General features: G+C 63.2%; 25 protein-coding genes. 24 read left to right on the top strand and 1 reads right to left on the bottom strand.

Going from position 1 to position 14,912, the window contains the following annotated elements; genetic code table 11:
• The first annotated feature begins 38 nt into the window (after positions 1–38).
• From tuf to rpmD, 21 genes are all read left to right on the top strand, one after another.
• On the top strand, positions 39–1,229 hold the full coding sequence (gene tuf / locus M2339_RS15240) for an elongation factor Tu (protein WP_181561249.1): 1,191 nt from the start codon (positions 39–41) through the stop codon (positions 1,227–1,229).
• Positions 1,230–1,373: 144 nt separating this feature from the next.
• Positions 1,374–1,685 (top strand): 30S ribosomal protein S10, encoded by a 312-nt coding sequence (gene rpsJ / locus M2339_RS15245; RefSeq protein WP_014077880.1) that lies wholly within the window; start codon positions 1,374–1,376, stop codon positions 1,683–1,685.
• A 236-nt stretch (positions 1,686–1,921) separates the two neighbouring features.
• The gene (gene rplC, locus M2339_RS15250) at positions 1,922–2,680 is read left to right on the top strand and encodes a 50S ribosomal protein L3 (protein WP_181561250.1); all 759 of its coding nucleotides are present in this window, start codon (positions 1,922–1,924) and stop codon (positions 2,678–2,680) included.
• Positions 2,681–2,683: 3 nt separating this feature from the next.
• Positions 2,684–3,310 carry a 50S ribosomal protein L4 gene (gene rplD / locus M2339_RS15255; protein WP_181561251.1) on the top strand — a complete coding sequence of 209 codons (627 nt, stop codon included), beginning with the start codon at positions 2,684–2,686 and terminating at the stop codon, positions 3,308–3,310.
• The gene (locus tag M2339_RS15260) at positions 3,303–3,617 is read left to right on the top strand and encodes a 50S ribosomal protein L23 (RefSeq protein ID WP_181561252.1); all 315 of its coding nucleotides are present in this window, start codon (positions 3,303–3,305) and stop codon (positions 3,615–3,617) included. Before rplD ends, M2339_RS15260 begins: the two co-directional genes overlap by 8 nt.
• 14 nt (positions 3,618–3,631) lie before the next feature.
• On the top strand, positions 3,632–4,468 hold the full coding sequence (rplB, locus tag M2339_RS15265; RefSeq protein WP_181561253.1) for a 50S ribosomal protein L2: 837 nt from the start codon (positions 3,632–3,634) through the stop codon (positions 4,466–4,468).
• 3 nt (positions 4,469–4,471) lie between these two features.
• The gene (gene rpsS, locus M2339_RS15270; RefSeq protein ID WP_264606457.1) at positions 4,472–4,750 is read left to right on the top strand and encodes a 30S ribosomal protein S19; all 279 of its coding nucleotides are present in this window, start codon (positions 4,472–4,474) and stop codon (positions 4,748–4,750) included.
• Positions 4,750–5,133: a 50S ribosomal protein L22 gene (rplV, locus tag M2339_RS15275; protein ID WP_181561255.1), complete on the top strand. Its 384-nt coding sequence runs from the start codon at positions 4,750–4,752 to the stop codon at positions 5,131–5,133. The genes rpsS and rplV overlap by 1 nt, the downstream gene beginning before the upstream one ends.
• Before the next feature lie 3 nt (positions 5,134–5,136).
• Entirely contained in the window at positions 5,137–5,832 is a 696-nt protein-coding gene (rpsC, locus tag M2339_RS15280; protein WP_181561256.1) for a 30S ribosomal protein S3, read from the top strand.
• Between the two features lie 24 nt (positions 5,833–5,856).
• The gene (gene rplP / locus M2339_RS15285; RefSeq protein WP_181561257.1) at positions 5,857–6,288 is read left to right on the top strand and encodes a 50S ribosomal protein L16; all 432 of its coding nucleotides are present in this window, start codon (positions 5,857–5,859) and stop codon (positions 6,286–6,288) included.
• Positions 6,289–6,293: 5 nt separating this feature from the next.
• On the top strand, positions 6,294–6,497 hold the full coding sequence (rpmC, locus tag M2339_RS15290) for a 50S ribosomal protein L29 (protein WP_181561258.1): 204 nt from the start codon (positions 6,294–6,296) through the stop codon (positions 6,495–6,497).
• 15 nt (positions 6,498–6,512) lie between these two features.
• A complete protein-coding gene (gene rpsQ / locus M2339_RS15295) occupies positions 6,513–6,791 on the top strand; it encodes a 30S ribosomal protein S17 (protein ID WP_181561259.1) in 279 nt (92 codons plus the stop codon).
• Between the two features lie 81 nt (positions 6,792–6,872).
• Complete coding sequence (rplN, locus tag M2339_RS15300) at positions 6,873–7,241, top strand: 50S ribosomal protein L14 (protein ID WP_014077869.1); 369 nt, start codon at positions 6,873–6,875, stop codon at positions 7,239–7,241.
• Positions 7,241–7,549, top strand: coding sequence for a 50S ribosomal protein L24 (gene rplX / locus M2339_RS15305; RefSeq protein ID WP_181561260.1), 309 nt, complete (start codon positions 7,241–7,243; stop codon positions 7,547–7,549). Before rplN ends, rplX begins: the two co-directional genes overlap by 1 nt.
• Positions 7,549–8,124 (top strand): 50S ribosomal protein L5, encoded by a 576-nt coding sequence (gene rplE, locus M2339_RS15310; RefSeq protein WP_181561261.1) that lies wholly within the window; start codon positions 7,549–7,551, stop codon positions 8,122–8,124. Before rplX ends, rplE begins: the two co-directional genes overlap by 1 nt.
• A gap of 41 nt (positions 8,125–8,165) precedes the next feature.
• On the top strand, positions 8,166–8,471 hold the full coding sequence (rpsN, locus tag M2339_RS15315) for a 30S ribosomal protein S14 (protein WP_181561262.1): 306 nt from the start codon (positions 8,166–8,168) through the stop codon (positions 8,469–8,471).
• Positions 8,472–8,481: 10 nt separating this feature from the next.
• Positions 8,482–8,877 carry a 30S ribosomal protein S8 gene (rpsH, locus tag M2339_RS15320; RefSeq protein WP_181561263.1) on the top strand — a complete coding sequence of 132 codons (396 nt, stop codon included), beginning with the start codon at positions 8,482–8,484 and terminating at the stop codon, positions 8,875–8,877.
• Positions 8,877–9,410, top strand: coding sequence for a 50S ribosomal protein L6 (gene rplF, locus M2339_RS15325; RefSeq protein WP_181561264.1), 534 nt, complete (start codon positions 8,877–8,879; stop codon positions 9,408–9,410). The genes rpsH and rplF overlap by 1 nt, the downstream gene beginning before the upstream one ends.
• Before the next feature lie 3 nt (positions 9,411–9,413).
• A complete protein-coding gene (gene rplR / locus M2339_RS15330) occupies positions 9,414–9,767 on the top strand; it encodes a 50S ribosomal protein L18 (RefSeq protein ID WP_181561265.1) in 354 nt (117 codons plus the stop codon).
• Between the two features lie 2 nt (positions 9,768–9,769).
• A complete protein-coding gene (rpsE, locus tag M2339_RS15335) occupies positions 9,770–10,513 on the top strand; it encodes a 30S ribosomal protein S5 (RefSeq protein ID WP_264588404.1) in 744 nt (247 codons plus the stop codon).
• A gap of 5 nt (positions 10,514–10,518) precedes the next feature.
• Entirely contained in the window at positions 10,519–10,698 is a 180-nt protein-coding gene (gene rpmD, locus M2339_RS15340; protein ID WP_181561266.1) for a 50S ribosomal protein L30, read from the top strand.
• A 102-nt stretch (positions 10,699–10,800) separates the two neighbouring features.
• Here rpmD and M2339_RS15345 read toward each other — a convergent pair whose 3' ends face one another.
• Positions 10,801–11,916, bottom strand: coding sequence for an acyltransferase family protein (locus M2339_RS15345; protein ID WP_264588032.1), 1,116 nt, complete (start codon positions 11,914–11,916; stop codon positions 10,801–10,803).
• 227 nt (positions 11,917–12,143) lie between these two features.
• On the opposite strand from M2339_RS15345, the gene rplO reads away from it, so the two are divergent.
• The 3 genes from rplO (at position 12,144) to M2339_RS15360 (ending at position 14,900) form a co-directional block, all read left to right on the top strand.
• Entirely contained in the window at positions 12,144–12,626 is a 483-nt protein-coding gene (rplO, locus tag M2339_RS15350) for a 50S ribosomal protein L15 (protein ID WP_264573848.1), read from the top strand.
• Between the two features lie 200 nt (positions 12,627–12,826).
• Positions 12,827–14,194: a preprotein translocase subunit SecY gene (secY, locus tag M2339_RS15355; protein WP_181558375.1), complete on the top strand. Its 1,368-nt coding sequence runs from the start codon at positions 12,827–12,829 to the stop codon at positions 14,192–14,194.
• Positions 14,195–14,252: 58 nt separating this feature from the next.
• Positions 14,253–14,900: an adenylate kinase gene (locus M2339_RS15360; protein ID WP_264577176.1), complete on the top strand. Its 648-nt coding sequence runs from the start codon at positions 14,253–14,255 to the stop codon at positions 14,898–14,900.
• Positions 14,901–14,912: the final 12 nt, after the last annotated feature.

Below are 14,912 nucleotides of genomic sequence, written 5' to 3' on the forward strand. Positions count from 1 at the left end.
CGGTTGAACCCAAGCTATTGAGCGAAAAGAGGTAGGAAATGGCTAAGGCTAAATTCGAGCGGAACAAGCCGCACTGCAATATCGGCACCATCGGTCACGTCGACCATGGCAAGACCACGCTGACCGCCGCCATCACCAAGGTGCTGGCCGAAACCGGTGGCGCCACGTTCACGGACTATGCCAACATCGACAAGGCTCCCGAGGAGCGCGAGCGCGGCATCACGATCTCGACCGCACACGTCGAGTACGAGACCGGCGCCCGTCACTATGCGCACGTCGACTGCCCGGGCCACGCTGACTATGTGAAGAACATGATCACCGGTGCCGCCCAGATGGACGGCGCGATCCTCGTGGTGAACGCTGCTGACGGCCCGATGCCGCAGACCCGCGAGCACATCCTGCTCGCCCGTCAGGTCGGCGTGCCGGCGCTCGTCGTGTACATGAACAAGGTCGACCAGGTCGACGACGAGGAGCTCCTCGAGCTCGTCGAGCTGGAAGTGCGCGAGCTGCTCTCCAGCTACGACTTCCCGGGCGACGACATCCCCATCGTCAAGGGTTCGGCTCTGGCCGCTCTCGAAGGCCGTGACGACGCGATCGGCAAGGATTCGATCAAGGCGCTCATGGATGCCGTCGACGCCTACATCCCGCAGCCGGCCCGTCCGGTTGACCGTCCGTTCCTGATGCCGATCGAAGACGTGTTCTCGATCTCGGGTCGCGGCACCGTGGTGACCGGCCGCGTCGAGACCGGCGTTGTGAAGGTTGGCGAGGAAGTCGAGATCATCGGCCTCAAGCCCACCAAGAAGACGACCGTCACCGGCGTGGAAATGTTCCGCAAGCTGCTCGACCAGGGTGAAGCCGGCGACAACATCGGCGCGCTGATCCGTGGCGTTGGCCGTGAAGAAGTCGAGCGTGGTCAGGTTCTGGCCAAGCCGGGTTCGGTCACGCCGCACACCGAGTTCGAAGCCGAGGTGTATGTGCTGTCGAAGGACGAAGGTGGCCGTCACACGCCGTTCTTCGCCAACTATCGTCCGCAGTTCTACTTCCGCACGACGGACGTGACCGGCGAGGTCGTCCTCCCCGAGGGCACCGAGATGGTCATGCCTGGCGACAACGTGAAGCTGGCCGTCAAGCTCATCGCGCCGATCGCGATGGACCCGGGCCTCCGCTTCGCTATTCGCGAAGGTGGCCGCACGGTCGGTTCTGGGGTTGTCGCGACGATCTCGAAGTAATATAGGCAGCGAGCCGCTCGGATCAGGTGATTCGAGCGGCCTGCTTTTTTCGCCGCTTCGCGCGGGCTCGTGAGTGCCAGAATGGCACCGGGGCCATCAGGGTGAAGCGGTTTTGTTTTGGCTCTTTCACATCGGTTAGTGGACATGGAAACGCAGAATATCCGTATTCGTCTCAAGGCATTCGATCATCGCGTGCTGGATCAGGCGACCGGCGACATCGCCGATACCGCTCGTCGTACGGGTGCTCTTATTCGCGGTCCCATTCCGCTGCCGACCCGCATCGAGAAGTTCACGGTCAACCGTGGGCCGCACATCGATAAGAAGAGCCGTGAACAGTTCGAGGTCCGCACCTACAAGCGCATGCTTGATATCGTGCAGCCGACCCCGCAGACCGTCGATGCGCTGATGAAGCTCGATCTGGCTGCCGGCGTGAACGTCGAGATCAAACTGGCCTGATGGCCGTAGCGGGGCGGCCTTCGGGTCGCCTTGCAGGACATTTGGATACCGCCGGCTTCGGCCGGGCAGCGTCCTCCGTCGTTTCCGCCTCGTTTGTCGAGGGTCCGGAAGCATCCAGCCCGGACGGGGGAACGCATCGCAAAATCGGGTTGGCTGCCTGGGTCTTAGGGCCCTGGCGGTTTTTTCGTTGGATAAGCCCCCGCATCATGCAGGGGCCTCTATTGGAGGATTGGATCATGCGTACCGGCGTGATCGCGAAGAAAGTGGGTATGACCCGCCTGTTCCAGGATGATGGCCGCCATGTGCCCGTCACCGTCCTGGCGCTCGAAGGCAACCAGGTCATTGCCCGTCGCGAAATGGATAAGGACGGCTATGTAGCCGTGCAGCTGGGTGCCGGCGTTGCGAAGGCGAAGAATGTTGCCAAGCCGCAGCGCGAGCACTTTGCCAAGGCTCAGGTGGAACCCAAGGCGCAGGTCGTCGAGTTCCGCGTGGCCGAGGACGCCCTGCTCGATGTCGGCGCGGAAATCGCTGCCGATCACTTCATCGCTGGTCAGCTCGTCGACGTGACGGGTCAGACGCAGGGCAAGGGCTTTGCCGGCGCCATGAAGCGCTGGGGCTTCGGCGGTATGCGCGCCACGCACGGCGTGTCGATCAGCCACCGTGCCCATGGTTCGACGGGTAACCGTCAGGATCCGGGCCGCGTGTTCAAGAACAAGAAGATGGCCGGCCACATGGGCGACCGTCAGCGCACCCAGCAGAACCTCGAGATCGTCCGCACGGACGTCGAGCGCGGCCTGCTGTTCGTGAAGGGCAGCGTGCCCGGCTCGAAGGGCGCCTGGCTTCTCGTCAAGGACGCCGTGAAGGTCGATCGTCCGGCTGACGTGCCGTACCCGGCCAGCATCAAGTCGGCTGCGAACAATAACGCCGAGGCTCCGGCCGATACGCCTGCGCAGGACGTCGCGGCGCCCGAGGCCACTGAAGGCCAGGAGGGCTAAGTCATGAAGATCAAGGTTCTCACTCTGGACGGCGGCAAGGCCTCCGGCGATGTCGAGCTGAATGACGAAGTGTTCGGCCTCGAGCCGCGCGCGGACATTCTGCACCGTGTCGTCACCTGGCAGCTTGAAAAGCGCCGTGCCCCGGCCTCGGCGACGCGCGAGCGTTCTGACGTTGCCCGCACGGGCAAGAAGTTCGGTCGCCAGAAGGGCGGCGGTACGGCTCGTCACGGCGATCGCCGCGCCCCGATCTTCATCGGTGGTGGTAAGGCGCACGGTCAGCGCGCCCGTACCTTCGGGCATTCGCTCAACAAGAAGGTGCGTGCACTGGGCCTCAAGATGGCGCTTTCGGCCAAGGCCAAGGGCGGCTCGCTCACGGTTCTGGACAATCTGGACGTCAAGGACGGCAAGACCAAGGAACTGGCGGGTCAGCTGGCCAAGCTCAACCTCGGCAAGGTGCTGTTCATCGACGGCGAGGCGACCAACCTCTCCTTCGCCAAGGCCTCGTCCAATCTCGTCGGTGTCAATGTGCTCCCCGCCATCGGTGCCAATGTCTACGATATCCTGCGTGCGGACAGCCTGGTGCTGACCCGTGCCGCGGTCGAGCAGCTGGAGGCGCGCTTCAATGGCTAAGAAGCAGGCAGCAGCGGTGGCCACGCGTCATTACGACGTGATTGTCGCCCCGCACATCACCGAAAAGGCGACGCTGGTCTCCGAGCACAACGCGGTTGTGTTCAAGGTCGCGCGTGACGCTTCGAAGCCCGAGATCAAGGCCGCTGTCGAGGCGCTGTTCAATGTCAGCGTCAAGTCGGTCAACACGATCGTCCAGAAGGGCAAGACCAAGCGCTGGAAGGGCAAGCCCTACACGCGCTCGGACGTGAAGAAGGCTGTCGTGACCCTGGCCGAAGGCCAGTCGATCGACATCACCACGGGCATTTGAGGGCGGACTGAACAATGGCACTCAAGCATTATAACCCGACGAGCCCGGCCCAGCGTGGCCTGATCCTCGTCGACCGGTCCGGCCTCCACAAGGGCAAGCCCGTCAAGGCGCTGACCGAAGGCAAGCGCAAGACCGGTGGCCGCAACAACAAGGGCCATGTGACTTCGCGCGGTATCGCCGGCGGTCACAAGCAGCGCTATCGCATCATCGACTTCAAGCGTCGCAAGTGGGACGTCGAAGGCACGGTGGAGCGTCTGGAATATGACCCCAACCGCACGGCGTTCATTGCGCTGGTCAGCTATGCCGATGGCGAGCAGGCCTACATCATCGCCCCGCAGCGTCTGGCTGTCGGCGACAAGGTGATCGCAGGCAAGAAGACCGACGTGAAGCCGGGCAACGCGATGGAACTGGGTCAGATGCCGGTCGGCACGATCATCCACAACATCGAGATGAAGCCGGGCAAGGGCGCTCAGATCGCACGCAGCGCGGGCACCTATGCCCAGCTCGTCGGTCGCGATCGCGGCATGGTCATCGTCCGTCTCGGCTCGGGTGAGCAGCGCTACATCCGCTCGGACTGCATGGCGACCATCGGTGCGGTGTCGAACCCCGACAACCAGAACCAGAACCTCGCCAAGGCCGGCCGCAGCCGCTGGCTCGGCCGTCGCCCGCTCACCCGCGGCGTCGCCAAGAACCCGGTCGACCACCCGCACGGCGGTGGTGAAGGCCGGACCTCGGGCGGCCGTCATCCGGTTACCCCGTGGGGCAAGCCGACCAAGGGTGCTCGTACCCGTCACAACAAGTCGACCGACAAGATGATCATCCGGTCGCGTCACGCCAAGAAGAAGAGGTAAGCGATGGCTCGCTCCGTCTGGAAGGGTCCCTTCGTGGACCTGCATCTGCTCAAGAAGGCAGAAACCGCGCAGGAGAACAACGGCCATGGCGGTCCGATCAAGACCTGGTCGCGCCGCTCCACCATCCTGCCGCAGTTCGTTGGCCTGACGTTCAACGTCTACAATGGTCGCAAGCACGTTCCCGTTTCGGTGAACGAAGACATGGTCGGTCACAAGCTGGGTGAATTCGCGCCGACGCGCTACTTCCCCGGCCACGCCGCTGACAAGAAGGGCAAGCGCTGATGGGCAAGGCAAAAGCTCCCCGCCGCGTCTCGGACAATGAGGCGCTGGCCGTTGGCACGCAAATCCGCGGTTCGGCCCAGAAGCTGAACCTGGTCGCCGCGCTCATCCGTGGCCGCAAGGTCGAGGACGCGATGAACGTGCTCGCGTTCTCCAAGCGCGCGATGGCGGTCGATGTTCGCAAGGTGCTCGCCAGTGCGGTCGCCAATGCGGAGAACAACCACAATCTCGACGTCGACGCGCTCGTCGTCGCCGAGGCGAGTGTCGGCAAGTCGTTCACCATGAAGCGCTTCCATGCGCGTGGTCGCGGCAAGTCCACCCGCATCCTGAAGCCCTTCAGCCGCGTGCGCATCGTCGTGCGTGAAGCTGCGGAAGAGGAGGCCTGATCCATGGGTCACAAGAGCAATCCCATCGGTCTGCGCCTGCAGATCAACCGCACCTGGGACAGCCGCTGGTTCGCGGAAGGCCAGGATTATGGCCGCCTGCTGCTTGAGGATCTCAAGATCCGCAAGTATGTCATGAAGACGCTGCCCCAGGCCGCGATCTCCAAGGTGGTTATCGAGCGTCCGGCCAAGCTGTGCCGCGTGTCGATCTATGCAGCCCGTCCCGGTGTCATCATCGGCAAGAAGGGCGCGGACATCGAGAAGCTGCGCAAGAAGCTGAGCGCGATGACGTCCAGCGACGTGAGCCTGAACATCGTCGAGATCCGCAAGCCGGAAATCGACTCCAAGCTCGTTGCCCAGGGCGTTGCCGATCAGCTCGAGCGTCGTATCGCTTTCCGTCGCGCCATGAAGCGCGCCGTGCAGAGCGCACTTCGTCTCGGCGCCGAGGGCATCAAGATCACCTGCGGCGGCCGTCTGGGCGGCGCGGAGATCGCCCGTGTCGAGTGGTATCGCGAAGGTCGCGTTCCGCTGCACACGCTGCGTGCGAACGTCGATTATGCAGAAGCCGAGGCCCACACGGCCTATGGCGTTTGCGGCATCAAGGTCTGGATCTTCAAGGGCGAGATCCTCGGCCACGATCCGATGGCGACCGACCGTCTCATGCTGGAGGCTCAGACCTCCGGTGTGCGTCCGGCTCGCTGAGAATTGAGAGCAAGGTAAAGCATCATGCTACAGCCGAAGAAAACCAAGTTCCGCAAGACCTTCAAGGGTCGCATCAAGGGCGACGCCAAGGGTGGAACGGACCTCAATTTCGGATCCTACGGCCTCAAGGCTCTGGAACCGGAGCGGGTGACAGCGCGTCAGATCGAGGCGGCTCGCCGCGCGATCACGCGTCACATCCGTCGTCAGGGCCGTCTCTGGATCCGCGTCTTCCCGGACGTGCCGGTGTCCAAGAAGCCTGCCGAAGTCCGTCAGGGTAAGGGCAAGGGTTCGATCGAATATTGGGCGGCGCGCGTAAAGCCCGGCCGCATCCTGTTCGAGCTGGACGGTGTGCCCGGTCCGCTGGCTGCGGAAGCATTCAGCCGCGCAGCGATGAAGCTGCCGATCAAGACGAAGGTGGTGGCGCGTCTCGGCGACACCTCGCATCTGGGAGCATGATGGTCATGACCAAGATTTCTGACCTCAAGGCGAAGAGCGACGATCAGCTTTCGACCGATCTGGGCGAGCTGAAGCGCGAGCAGTTCAACCTGCGCTTTCAGGCTGCGACCAACCAGCTTGAGAAGCCGAGCCGCGTGCGCGAAGTGCGTCGCGACATCGCGCGGATCAAAACCCTCCAGGCCGAGCGTTCGCGCTCGTCCGCGAAGTAAGAAGGAAACAGGCCCATGCCCAAGCGCGTGCTGACGGGAACGGTGGTTTCCGACAAGGGTGACAAGACGGTCGTCGTCAAGGTGGAGCGCAAGGTGAAGCACCCGCTCTACGGCAAGATCATCCGTCGCTCGAAGAAGTATCACGCCCACGACGATGCCAATGAGTATCACGAGGGTGAGACCGTCCGTATCGAGGAGACGGCGCCGATCTCGAAGCTGAAGACCTGGAAGGTCATCGCGCGGGTCGACACCCACAAGTCTCCCGAGCAGGTTGCTGCAGACGCAGCAGCCTGAGCAGGTCTCAAGGATTTAACGGAACCACCGGGCCAGACATAGGCTGTGTCCCGGCAGGCCAATTGAGAAGGAACCGGATCGATGATCCAGATGCAATCCAATCTTGATGTCGCTGACAACAGCGGCGCCAAGCGCGTCCAGTGCATCAAGGTGCTCGGCGGCTCGAAGCGTCGTTTTGCCAGCGTTGGCGACATCATCGTCGTCTCCGTGAAGGACGCCGCCCCCCGTGGCCGCGTGAAGAAGGGTGACGTTCACCGCGCCGTGATCGTGCGCACCGCCAAGGACGTTCGTCGTCCCGACGGCAGCGTCATTCGCTTCGACGGCAATGCGGCCGTGCTGGTCAACAAGAATGCGGAGCCGATCGGCACGCGTATCTTTGGCCCCGTGGTCCGCGAGCTGCGCGCGAAGAACTTCATGAAGATCATTTCGCTTGCTCCCGAGGTGCTGTGATGAGCGCTGCACGTATCAAGAAGGGTGACACGGTCGTCGTGCTCGCCGGCAAGGACAAGGGCCGTACCGGTTCCGTCCTCCAGGTGATGCCCAAGGATGACAAGGTGCTGGTCGACGGCATCAACGTTCACGCCCGCCACCGCAAGCCCGACCAGGCAAATCCGCAGGGCGGCATCGATCGCAAGCCGGCGCCGCTGCACATTTCCAATGTTGCACTGGCTGTCGACGGCAAGGCCACGCGCGTCCGCTTCGAGGACCGTGACGGCAAGAAGGTCCGCGTCGCGGTTAAGACTGGGGAGGTCATCTGATGGCTGACAAGTACATCCCGCGCTCGCGCAAGCTGTATGACGAGACCATCGTCAAGGCGCTGAGCGAGAAGTTCGGTTACAAGAACCACATGGAAATCCCCCGGATCGAGAAGATCACGCTCAACATGGGCGTGGGCGAGGCGACCCAGGACAAGAAGAAGGTCACCCAGGCCGCCGAGGAAATGGAACTGATTGCCGGCCAGAAGCCGGTCATCACCAAGGCGAAGAAGTCGATCGCGCAGTTTAAGCTGCGTGAAGGCATGCCCATCGGTGCGAAGGTGACCCTGCGTCGCGAGCGCATGTACGAGTTTCTCGATCGTCTGGTGACGATCGCGATGCCCCGCATCCGCGACTTCCGTGGTCTCAACCCGAAGAGCTTCGACGGCCGTGGCAACTATGCCTTCGGCATCAAGGAGCAGATCATCTTCCCCGAGATCAGCTATGACCGCGTCGACAAGGTGCGTGGCATGGACATCATCGTGACCACCACGGCCCGCACGGACGAAGAAGCGCGCGAACTGCTGCGTCTTTTCGGTTTCCCGTTCCCCGCCGAGGCGGAAAAAGAGGCTGCGTGAGCGTGGCCGGATCCAATTTCTAAGGAAGAGAGCTTAAGTCCATGGCGAAACTGAGTTCGATCAACAAGAACGAACGGCGCAAGAAGCTGGTGAAGAAGTACGCCGGCAAATATGCCCGTCTCAAGGCAGTGGCGAATGACACGTCGCTTGATGACAGCGAGCGTCTGATCGCGCGTCTCAAGCTGGCCGAGATCCCCCGCAACGGCAACCCGACCCGGGTGCGCAACCGTTGCGAGCTGACCGGTCGTCCCCGCGCTTACTATCGCAAGTTCCGGCTTTGCCGTGTTCAGCTGCGCGATCTGGCCAACAAGGGCCTGATCCCCGGCGTCACCAAGTCGAGCTGGTAAGGATTAAGAGATGGCACTGACCGATCCCCTGGGTGACCTGCTCACCCGCATCCGCAACGGCCAGCGGGCACGCAAGGACAGCGTGGTTTCGCCCGCGTCCAAGCTGCGTGCGCGTGTGCTCGACGTGCTTCAGCGCGAGGGTTACATCCGCGGCTATTCCGAAGAGCAGGTGGCTGGCCATGATGGCCTGCGCATCGAGCTGAAATATTTTGAAGGCGAGCCGGCGATCAAGCACGTCGCGCGCGTTTCCAAGCCTGGCCGTCGCGTCTATTCGGGCTCCAAGGAGCTTCCGGTGGTACGCAATGGCCTCGGTATCACCATCGTCTCGACGCCCCGTGGCGTGCTTTCGGATGCCGAAGCGCGCGCACAGAATGTCGGCGGCGAAGTGCTGGCGGAGGTGTTCTGATGAGCCGCATCGGCAAAAAGCCGGTCACGATCCCCAGCGGGGTGACGGCCACCATCGAGAACGGTCAGCTTTCCGTGAAGGGCCCCAAGGGCACGCTGGCGCTCCAGATGCGCGACGAGATCAGCTATGAGCTGGAAGACGGTGCGATTTCGATCAAGCCGGCCAACGCGACCAAGGCGGCTCGAGCATTCTGGGGCATGCAGCGCACGCTGGTGCAGAACCTGGTCACGGGCGTGACCGAGGGTTACACCAAGGTGCTCGAGATCACCGGCGTCGGCTATCGTGCCACGGCCCAGGGCAAGAACCTGAAGCTGCAGCTCGGCTACAGCCATGATGTCGATTTCCCGGTTCCGGCCGGCATCGAGATTAAGACCCCCGATAACACCACGGTGGAAATCAGCGGGATCGACAAGCAGCAGGTCGGCCAGGTCGCGGCGGAAATCCGTCGCTGGCGCAAGCCGGAGCCCTATAAGGGCAAGGGTATCAAGTATCGCGGCGAGTTTATCTTCCGCAAAGAAGGCAAGAAGAAGTAAGCCATGGCGAAACTCTCTCTCTTCGATCGTCGCGCCCGGCGCGTGCGTACCGCGATCAAGGCGCGGGCGGGTGGCAAGCCCCGTCTGTCCGTGCACCGTTCCGGCCGGCATATCTATGCGCAGGTCATCGACGACACGCAGGGCAAGACCCTGGCCGCAGCGTCGACCCTGGACAAGGACGTGCGTGGCAAGACCGGCGCCACTTCATCGGCTGCAGCCGATGTCGGCAAGCGCGTGGCCGAGGCTGCTGCCAAGGCCGGCGTTACCAAGGTCGTGTTCGATCGTGGTGGCTTCCTCTTTCATGGTCGCGTGAAAGCGCTGGCCGATGCCGCTCGTGAAGGCGGACTGGAGTTCTGATGATGGCAGACGAAAACACCACCGGTGAGGGCAATCAGCCCGAGGCTGTTCTCGCGCCCGAGACCACGCCCCAGGACGTGTCGGGTGTGGCCGCCGAGCCGCAGCAGCAACAGCGCCGTGGCCGTGGCGGCCGCAGCGGTGGCGATCGGGATCGTGGCGGCCGTGGCCGTCGTGACGACCGTCGCGGTCGTGGCGGTGAGGACGACAATGGCGAGGAATTCGTCGAGAAGCTCGTCCACATCAACCGCGTCTCGAAGACCGTGAAGGGCGGCAAGCGCTTCGGCTTTGCTGCACTCGTGGTTGTGGGTGACGGCAAGGGTCGTGCCGGCTTCGGCCATGGCAAGGCTCGTGAGGTTCCTGAGGCGATCAGCAAGGCGACCGCCGCTGCCAAGAAGGCAATGGTTCGCGTTCCGCTCAAGGAAGGCCGCACGCTGCACCATGATGGTCGCGGGCACTTCGGCGCCGGCAAGGTGACCGTTCGTACCGCGCCGGCAGGCACCGGCATCATCGCCGGCGGTCCGATGCGCGCTGTGTTCGAGAGCCTTGGTGTGGCCGACGTGGTGACCAAGTCGGTCGGCACGTCGAACCCGTACAACATGATCCGGGCGACGTTCGCGGCTCTCACCGAGCAGACCAGCCCCAAGTCGGTCGCTCAGCGTCGCGGCAAGAAGGTCGCTGACCTGCTTCGTCGCGGTGGCGCCTCTGCCGAGGTCGCTGCGGCTGACGCCGAAGCGATTGCGGAGTAACTGACATGGCGAAGATCAAGCTGAAGCAGATCGGTTCCCCGATCCGCCGTCCGGCCTCTCAGGAGAAGATCCTGATCGGCCTCGGCCTGGGCAAGATGAACCGTGTCGTCGAGCTCGAGGACACGCCGGAAGTGCGCGGCGCGATCCGCAAGCTGCCGCACATGGTGCAGATCGTCGAAGGCTGAAGCCTTTTACGACCGACATTGAAAACGGAGCGCGTAGCCTTGAGGGTTACGCGCTCCGTTTTCGTTTGTAGGTAATGCCGAACGCGTACTCGGGAAGGCGGCTCAATGGCCGCGCGGGACGGCCGGGCGGGATGATGTTGCCGGAAGAGCCAGAGCGGATGCAGGTGCACGCGCTTTGACATGCGGGGCCGGAGCGCTGCGGGGCGCGGGCGCCTTGGTCCGGATGCCCAGGGCCAGTGGGCCGACAACGGGCGTCTTGAGCAGAATGAGATGCAGGGCGACCGGGCCGAGCAGCCCCGCGAGAATGCCGACCGGCAGATGAATCGCGAGCGCGTCGATACCGACTGTGTGGAGCGCCATCCGCGCGCCGGCGGTGGCGAACACATGATAGAGATAGATGGTAAAGCTGAACTGCCCAACCTTGCGTGCATAGGGGTGGTGCGGCCAGCGCAGCAGAATGAGCAGGCTGACCGACATGCCCAGCAGCAGCGATGAGGCAATGCTCGTGTTCGGAGAGACGCCGAGCATCAGATAATCATAGAAGGCGCCACTGAAGGCAAGCAATGCAGCCACGGCGGCCAGCGGGACGATCAGCCGCCCATGCTGCGCGATCCACGCCCAGCTTCGATAGACGCACATGCCGAAGATGAAGAAGGGCGCCAGAACGATCGCTTGCGGCAGTGCGAAAAGTGTCGGGATGGGCGGGGGCCACAAGGCAAGCAGCAAGGCGCCGGCGAACATTGGCCACTGCCCGCGATGATCGAGTGCGATGTCGATCAGGCCGACGACGATGAACAGCGCGAGGATCGCCTGCAAAAACCAGAAGTGCGCATAGGGGAAGATGGCCAGCCCCCACAGGGCTTCGGGCGGGATGCCGAATCGCGAGCCTTGCATGTAGGCAACCGATCCGAACAGGACGGCAGCGATCAGGCCAGGGAGCGCGATCCGCCGCGCCTTGCCGCGCAGAAAGTCGCGCATATGCCCTCGCGTGGGCGGACGCAGGCAGTAGATGAAGCCGGCGACGAAGGCGAAGGCCGGCATCCGGAAGCTGGCGCCCAGATCGACGATGAACCGCGCGGGGTGCCCGTCCTCGATTCGCAGCCCGCTGTCGGTCTGCCCCACGACATGGAAGGCGACGAGGAGAACGGTCGCGATAATGCGCAACTCGTCAATGGAGCCGGGCGCGCTCGGGCGCGACTGATCACGAGCGTTAACCATGTAAAGCCCTACAGCGAATGACTTTTCGAGCCTTCGCACTTGCAAAATTTGTGAATGCCGGGGTTCCGCTTAACCATGAGGCTTGTCACGCCGATAGCGCCGAGCCGTGTGCAGGACGCGAAGGACGGAGATCGGCCGAGACAGATTCTATGGGGTGACAAAGCAAAGTGCGGCGGCTATGGGCCGCACTTTCCACCAGCGCGACAACAGCGAAAGCGAGTGCACTTATGAAGCTGAATGAACTCAAGGATAATGCCGGCTCCCGCAAGGGCCGGATGCGCGTCGGCCGTGGTATCGGCTCGGGCAAGGGCAAGACTGCCGGTCGCGGCCAGAAGGGTGCCAAGGCACGTTCGGGCGTCGCCATTAACGGTTTCGAGGGCGGCCAGATGCCGCTCCACATGCGTCTGCCGAAGCGCGGCTTCAACAACATCTTCCGCAAGGACTATGCGGTCGTGAACCTCGGCATGGTCCAGAAGGCGATCGACGCCGGCAAGCTCGACGCGGCCGCGACCATCGACCAGGCGGCGCTGCGCGCGGCCGGCATTTCGCGCGGCGGCAAGCATGGCGTGCGTCTGCTCGCCAAGGGCGAACTGACCACCAAGGCGAACTTCGCCGTGGCCGGCGCCTCCAGCGCTGCCATCGAGGCGGTCGAAAAGGCTGGCGGCAAGGTCGAGATTCTCGCCAAGGCTGCACCGGCCGAGGCCGCATAATCTCCTTGATCGGGAGACAGGCCTGACTGTGAGCTTGCATAGCCGACCCCTCCCGCCGATATGGGCGGGTGGGGTCGCTTGCATATGCCATCATATGGTCAGGCACCGCTATTCGACAGGCGCCGGTCAGACGTCTAAGGGATAAGGCTGTTCGTCCCCCAAATCCTGGGCGAGCATCATTTTCGGGATTGCAAGCGATCATGGCATCACGCGCCGACCAAATGGCAGCCAATCTGAGCCTCGCTAACTTCGGCCAGGCAACAGAACTCAAGAAGCGGATCTGGTTCACGGTGGGTGCGCTCATCGTCTTCCGCTTTTTCTCGTTCGTCCCGCTCCCCGGTGTCGATCCGACCGTGCTGGCCCAGCTCTATCAACAGACGCAGGGCGGCATTCTCGACATCTTCAATACCTTCTCCGGCGGCAGCCTGCAGCGCATGAGCCTCATCGCGCTCGGCATCATGCCCTATATTACCGCCTCCATCGTCGTGCAGCTCGGCTCGTCGCTCTCGCCCAAGCTGGCTGCGATCAAGAAGGAAGGCGAAGCCGGCCGCAAGAAGCTCAATCAGTATACCCGCTATGGCACGGTCGGCCTCACGGCGATCCAGGGCTATTTCATTGCCGTCGGGCTCGAAGCCTATGGCGCGCAATCCGGGCTGCAGGCCGTGGTCGACCCCGGCATGTTGTTCCGCATCAGCGCGGTCATCTCGCTGATCGGCGGCACGATGTTCCTGCTGTGGCTGGGTGAGCAGATCACCAGCCGCGGCATCGGCAACGGCATCTCGCTGATCATCATGGCCGGCATCGTCGCACAGTTGCCGGTGACGCTCACCAACCTCTTCGAATCGGGCCGTACCGGCTCGATCTCGGGTCTGGTCATCCTTGGCATCATCATCGTCGGCCTCGGCCTCATCGCGGGCATCTGCTTCGTCGAGCGCGCCCAGCGCCGCGTGCTGATCCAGTATCCCAAGCGCCAGACCAAGCAGGGCGTGATGCAGGCGGACCGCAGCCACCTGCCGCTGAAGATCAACACCGCCGGTGTGATCCCGCCGATCTTCGCCTCGTCGCTGCTGCTGCTGCCGCTCACCATCACGCAGTTCTCCGGCGCGGGTGCCAATGCATCGACCGGCGCGTGGGGCGACTTCGTGCTGTCGATCAACCAGTATCTGTCGCACGGCACGCCGCTCTACATGGCGCTCTATGGCGCAGGCATCATCTTCTTCTGCTTCTTCTACACCGCGGTGGTCTTCAACCCGGAAGAGACTGCGGAGAATCTCAAGCGCAACGGCGGTTTCATTCCGGGCATCCGTCCCGGCAAGAACACCGAGAACTATCTCGATTACGTGCTGACGCGGATCACGGTGATCGGTGCCATCTATCTGGCGCTGGTCTGCCTGATCCCCGAGTTCGCCATCGCCCGTGCCGGGATTCCGTTCTATCTCGGCGGCACGAGCCTGCTCATCGTCGTCAACGTGACCGTGGATACCGTGACGCAGATCCAGAGCCATCTCATCGCCCACCAGTATCGCGACCTCATCAAGAAGGCGCGTCTGAAGGGCCGGATGCGCTGAGCCGGCCGGGGCAACCCGGCCGCAGGCTTATCCTTCTTGTGAATTTTGGGGGAGTGACATGAACATCATCCTGCTGGGACCGCCCGGCGCCGGCAAGGGCACTCAGGCGCAGCGTCTGGTCGCTGCGCGTGGCATGGTTCAGCTCTCGACCGGCGACATGCTGCGGGCGGCGGTGAAGGCCGGCACCCCGGTAGGTCTCAAGGCGAAGGCGGTGATGGATGCCGGCGAGCTCGTCTCGGACGAGATCGTCTCGGGAATCATCGGCGAAGCGCTGGACCAGCTCGCACCGGATGTCGGCGTGATCTTCGATGGCTATCCGCGCACGGCGGCCCAAGCCGAGAGCCTGGACGTGCTGCTGGGCGCGCGCAACCGTCAGCTCGATCATGTCATTGAACTGGCGGTCGACGAGGATGCACTGGTCGACCGGATCACCGGCCGCTTCACTTGCGCAAGCTGCGGTGAAGGCTATCATGATCGGTATAAGACACCGAAGATCGAGGGCGTTTGCGATCGGTGCGGGAGCACCGAGTTCAAGCGGCGGCCCGATGACAATGAGGAAACGGTGCGCACCCGCATGGCCGAGTATCGCGCGAAAACAGCGCCGATCCTGCCAATCTATGAGGAACGCAACATCGTCAGCCGGGTTGACGGCATGGCGGATATCGATGAGGTGTCGAACGCGATTGTGACCATTCTCGATCGCTGATCCTCCCCTCGT

This window comes from Sphingobium sp. B2D3C (genome assembly GCF_025961835.1).
GTDB lineage: Bacteria > Pseudomonadota > Alphaproteobacteria > Sphingomonadales > Sphingomonadaceae > Sphingobium.

Excerpts from the sequence above, each read along its gene's own strand:
- tuf (WP_181561249.1), top strand. The coding sequence starts at position 39 with ATGGCTAAGGCTAAATTCGAGCGGAACAAGCCGCACTGCAATATCGGC.
- rpsJ (WP_014077880.1), top strand. The coding sequence starts at position 1,374 with ATGGAAACGCAGAATATCCGTATTCGTCTCAAGGCATTCGATCATCGC.
- rplC (WP_181561250.1), top strand. The coding sequence starts at position 1,922 with ATGCGTACCGGCGTGATCGCGAAGAAAGTGGGTATGACCCGCCTGTTC.
- rplD (WP_181561251.1), top strand. The coding sequence starts at position 2,684 with ATGAAGATCAAGGTTCTCACTCTGGACGGCGGCAAGGCCTCCGGCGAT.
- M2339_RS15260 (WP_181561252.1), top strand. The coding sequence starts at position 3,303 with ATGGCTAAGAAGCAGGCAGCAGCGGTGGCCACGCGTCATTACGACGTG.
- rplB (WP_181561253.1), top strand. The coding sequence starts at position 3,632 with ATGGCACTCAAGCATTATAACCCGACGAGCCCGGCCCAGCGTGGCCTG.
- rpsS (WP_264606457.1), top strand. The coding sequence starts at position 4,472 with ATGGCTCGCTCCGTCTGGAAGGGTCCCTTCGTGGACCTGCATCTGCTC.
- rplV (WP_181561255.1), top strand. The coding sequence starts at position 4,750 with ATGGGCAAGGCAAAAGCTCCCCGCCGCGTCTCGGACAATGAGGCGCTG.
- rpsC (WP_181561256.1), top strand. The coding sequence starts at position 5,137 with ATGGGTCACAAGAGCAATCCCATCGGTCTGCGCCTGCAGATCAACCGC.
- rplP (WP_181561257.1), top strand. The coding sequence starts at position 5,857 with ATGCTACAGCCGAAGAAAACCAAGTTCCGCAAGACCTTCAAGGGTCGC.
- rpmC (WP_181561258.1), top strand. The coding sequence starts at position 6,294 with ATGACCAAGATTTCTGACCTCAAGGCGAAGAGCGACGATCAGCTTTCG.
- rpsQ (WP_181561259.1), top strand. The coding sequence starts at position 6,513 with ATGCCCAAGCGCGTGCTGACGGGAACGGTGGTTTCCGACAAGGGTGAC.
- rplN (WP_014077869.1), top strand. The coding sequence starts at position 6,873 with ATGATCCAGATGCAATCCAATCTTGATGTCGCTGACAACAGCGGCGCC.
- rplX (WP_181561260.1), top strand. The coding sequence starts at position 7,241 with ATGAGCGCTGCACGTATCAAGAAGGGTGACACGGTCGTCGTGCTCGCC.
- rplE (WP_181561261.1), top strand. The coding sequence starts at position 7,549 with ATGGCTGACAAGTACATCCCGCGCTCGCGCAAGCTGTATGACGAGACC.
- rpsN (WP_181561262.1), top strand. The coding sequence starts at position 8,166 with ATGGCGAAACTGAGTTCGATCAACAAGAACGAACGGCGCAAGAAGCTG.
- rpsH (WP_181561263.1), top strand. The coding sequence starts at position 8,482 with ATGGCACTGACCGATCCCCTGGGTGACCTGCTCACCCGCATCCGCAAC.
- rplF (WP_181561264.1), top strand. The coding sequence starts at position 8,877 with ATGAGCCGCATCGGCAAAAAGCCGGTCACGATCCCCAGCGGGGTGACG.
- rplR (WP_181561265.1), top strand. The coding sequence starts at position 9,414 with ATGGCGAAACTCTCTCTCTTCGATCGTCGCGCCCGGCGCGTGCGTACC.
- rpsE (WP_264588404.1), top strand. The coding sequence starts at position 9,770 with ATGGCAGACGAAAACACCACCGGTGAGGGCAATCAGCCCGAGGCTGTT.
- rpmD (WP_181561266.1), top strand. The coding sequence starts at position 10,519 with ATGGCGAAGATCAAGCTGAAGCAGATCGGTTCCCCGATCCGCCGTCCG.
- M2339_RS15345 (WP_264588032.1), bottom strand. The coding sequence starts at position 11,916 with ATGGTTAACGCTCGTGATCAGTCGCGCCCGAGCGCGCCCGGCTCCATT.
- rplO (WP_264573848.1), top strand. The coding sequence starts at position 12,144 with ATGAAGCTGAATGAACTCAAGGATAATGCCGGCTCCCGCAAGGGCCGG.
- secY (WP_181558375.1), top strand. The coding sequence starts at position 12,827 with ATGGCATCACGCGCCGACCAAATGGCAGCCAATCTGAGCCTCGCTAAC.
- M2339_RS15360 (WP_264577176.1), top strand. The coding sequence starts at position 14,253 with ATGAACATCATCCTGCTGGGACCGCCCGGCGCCGGCAAGGGCACTCAG.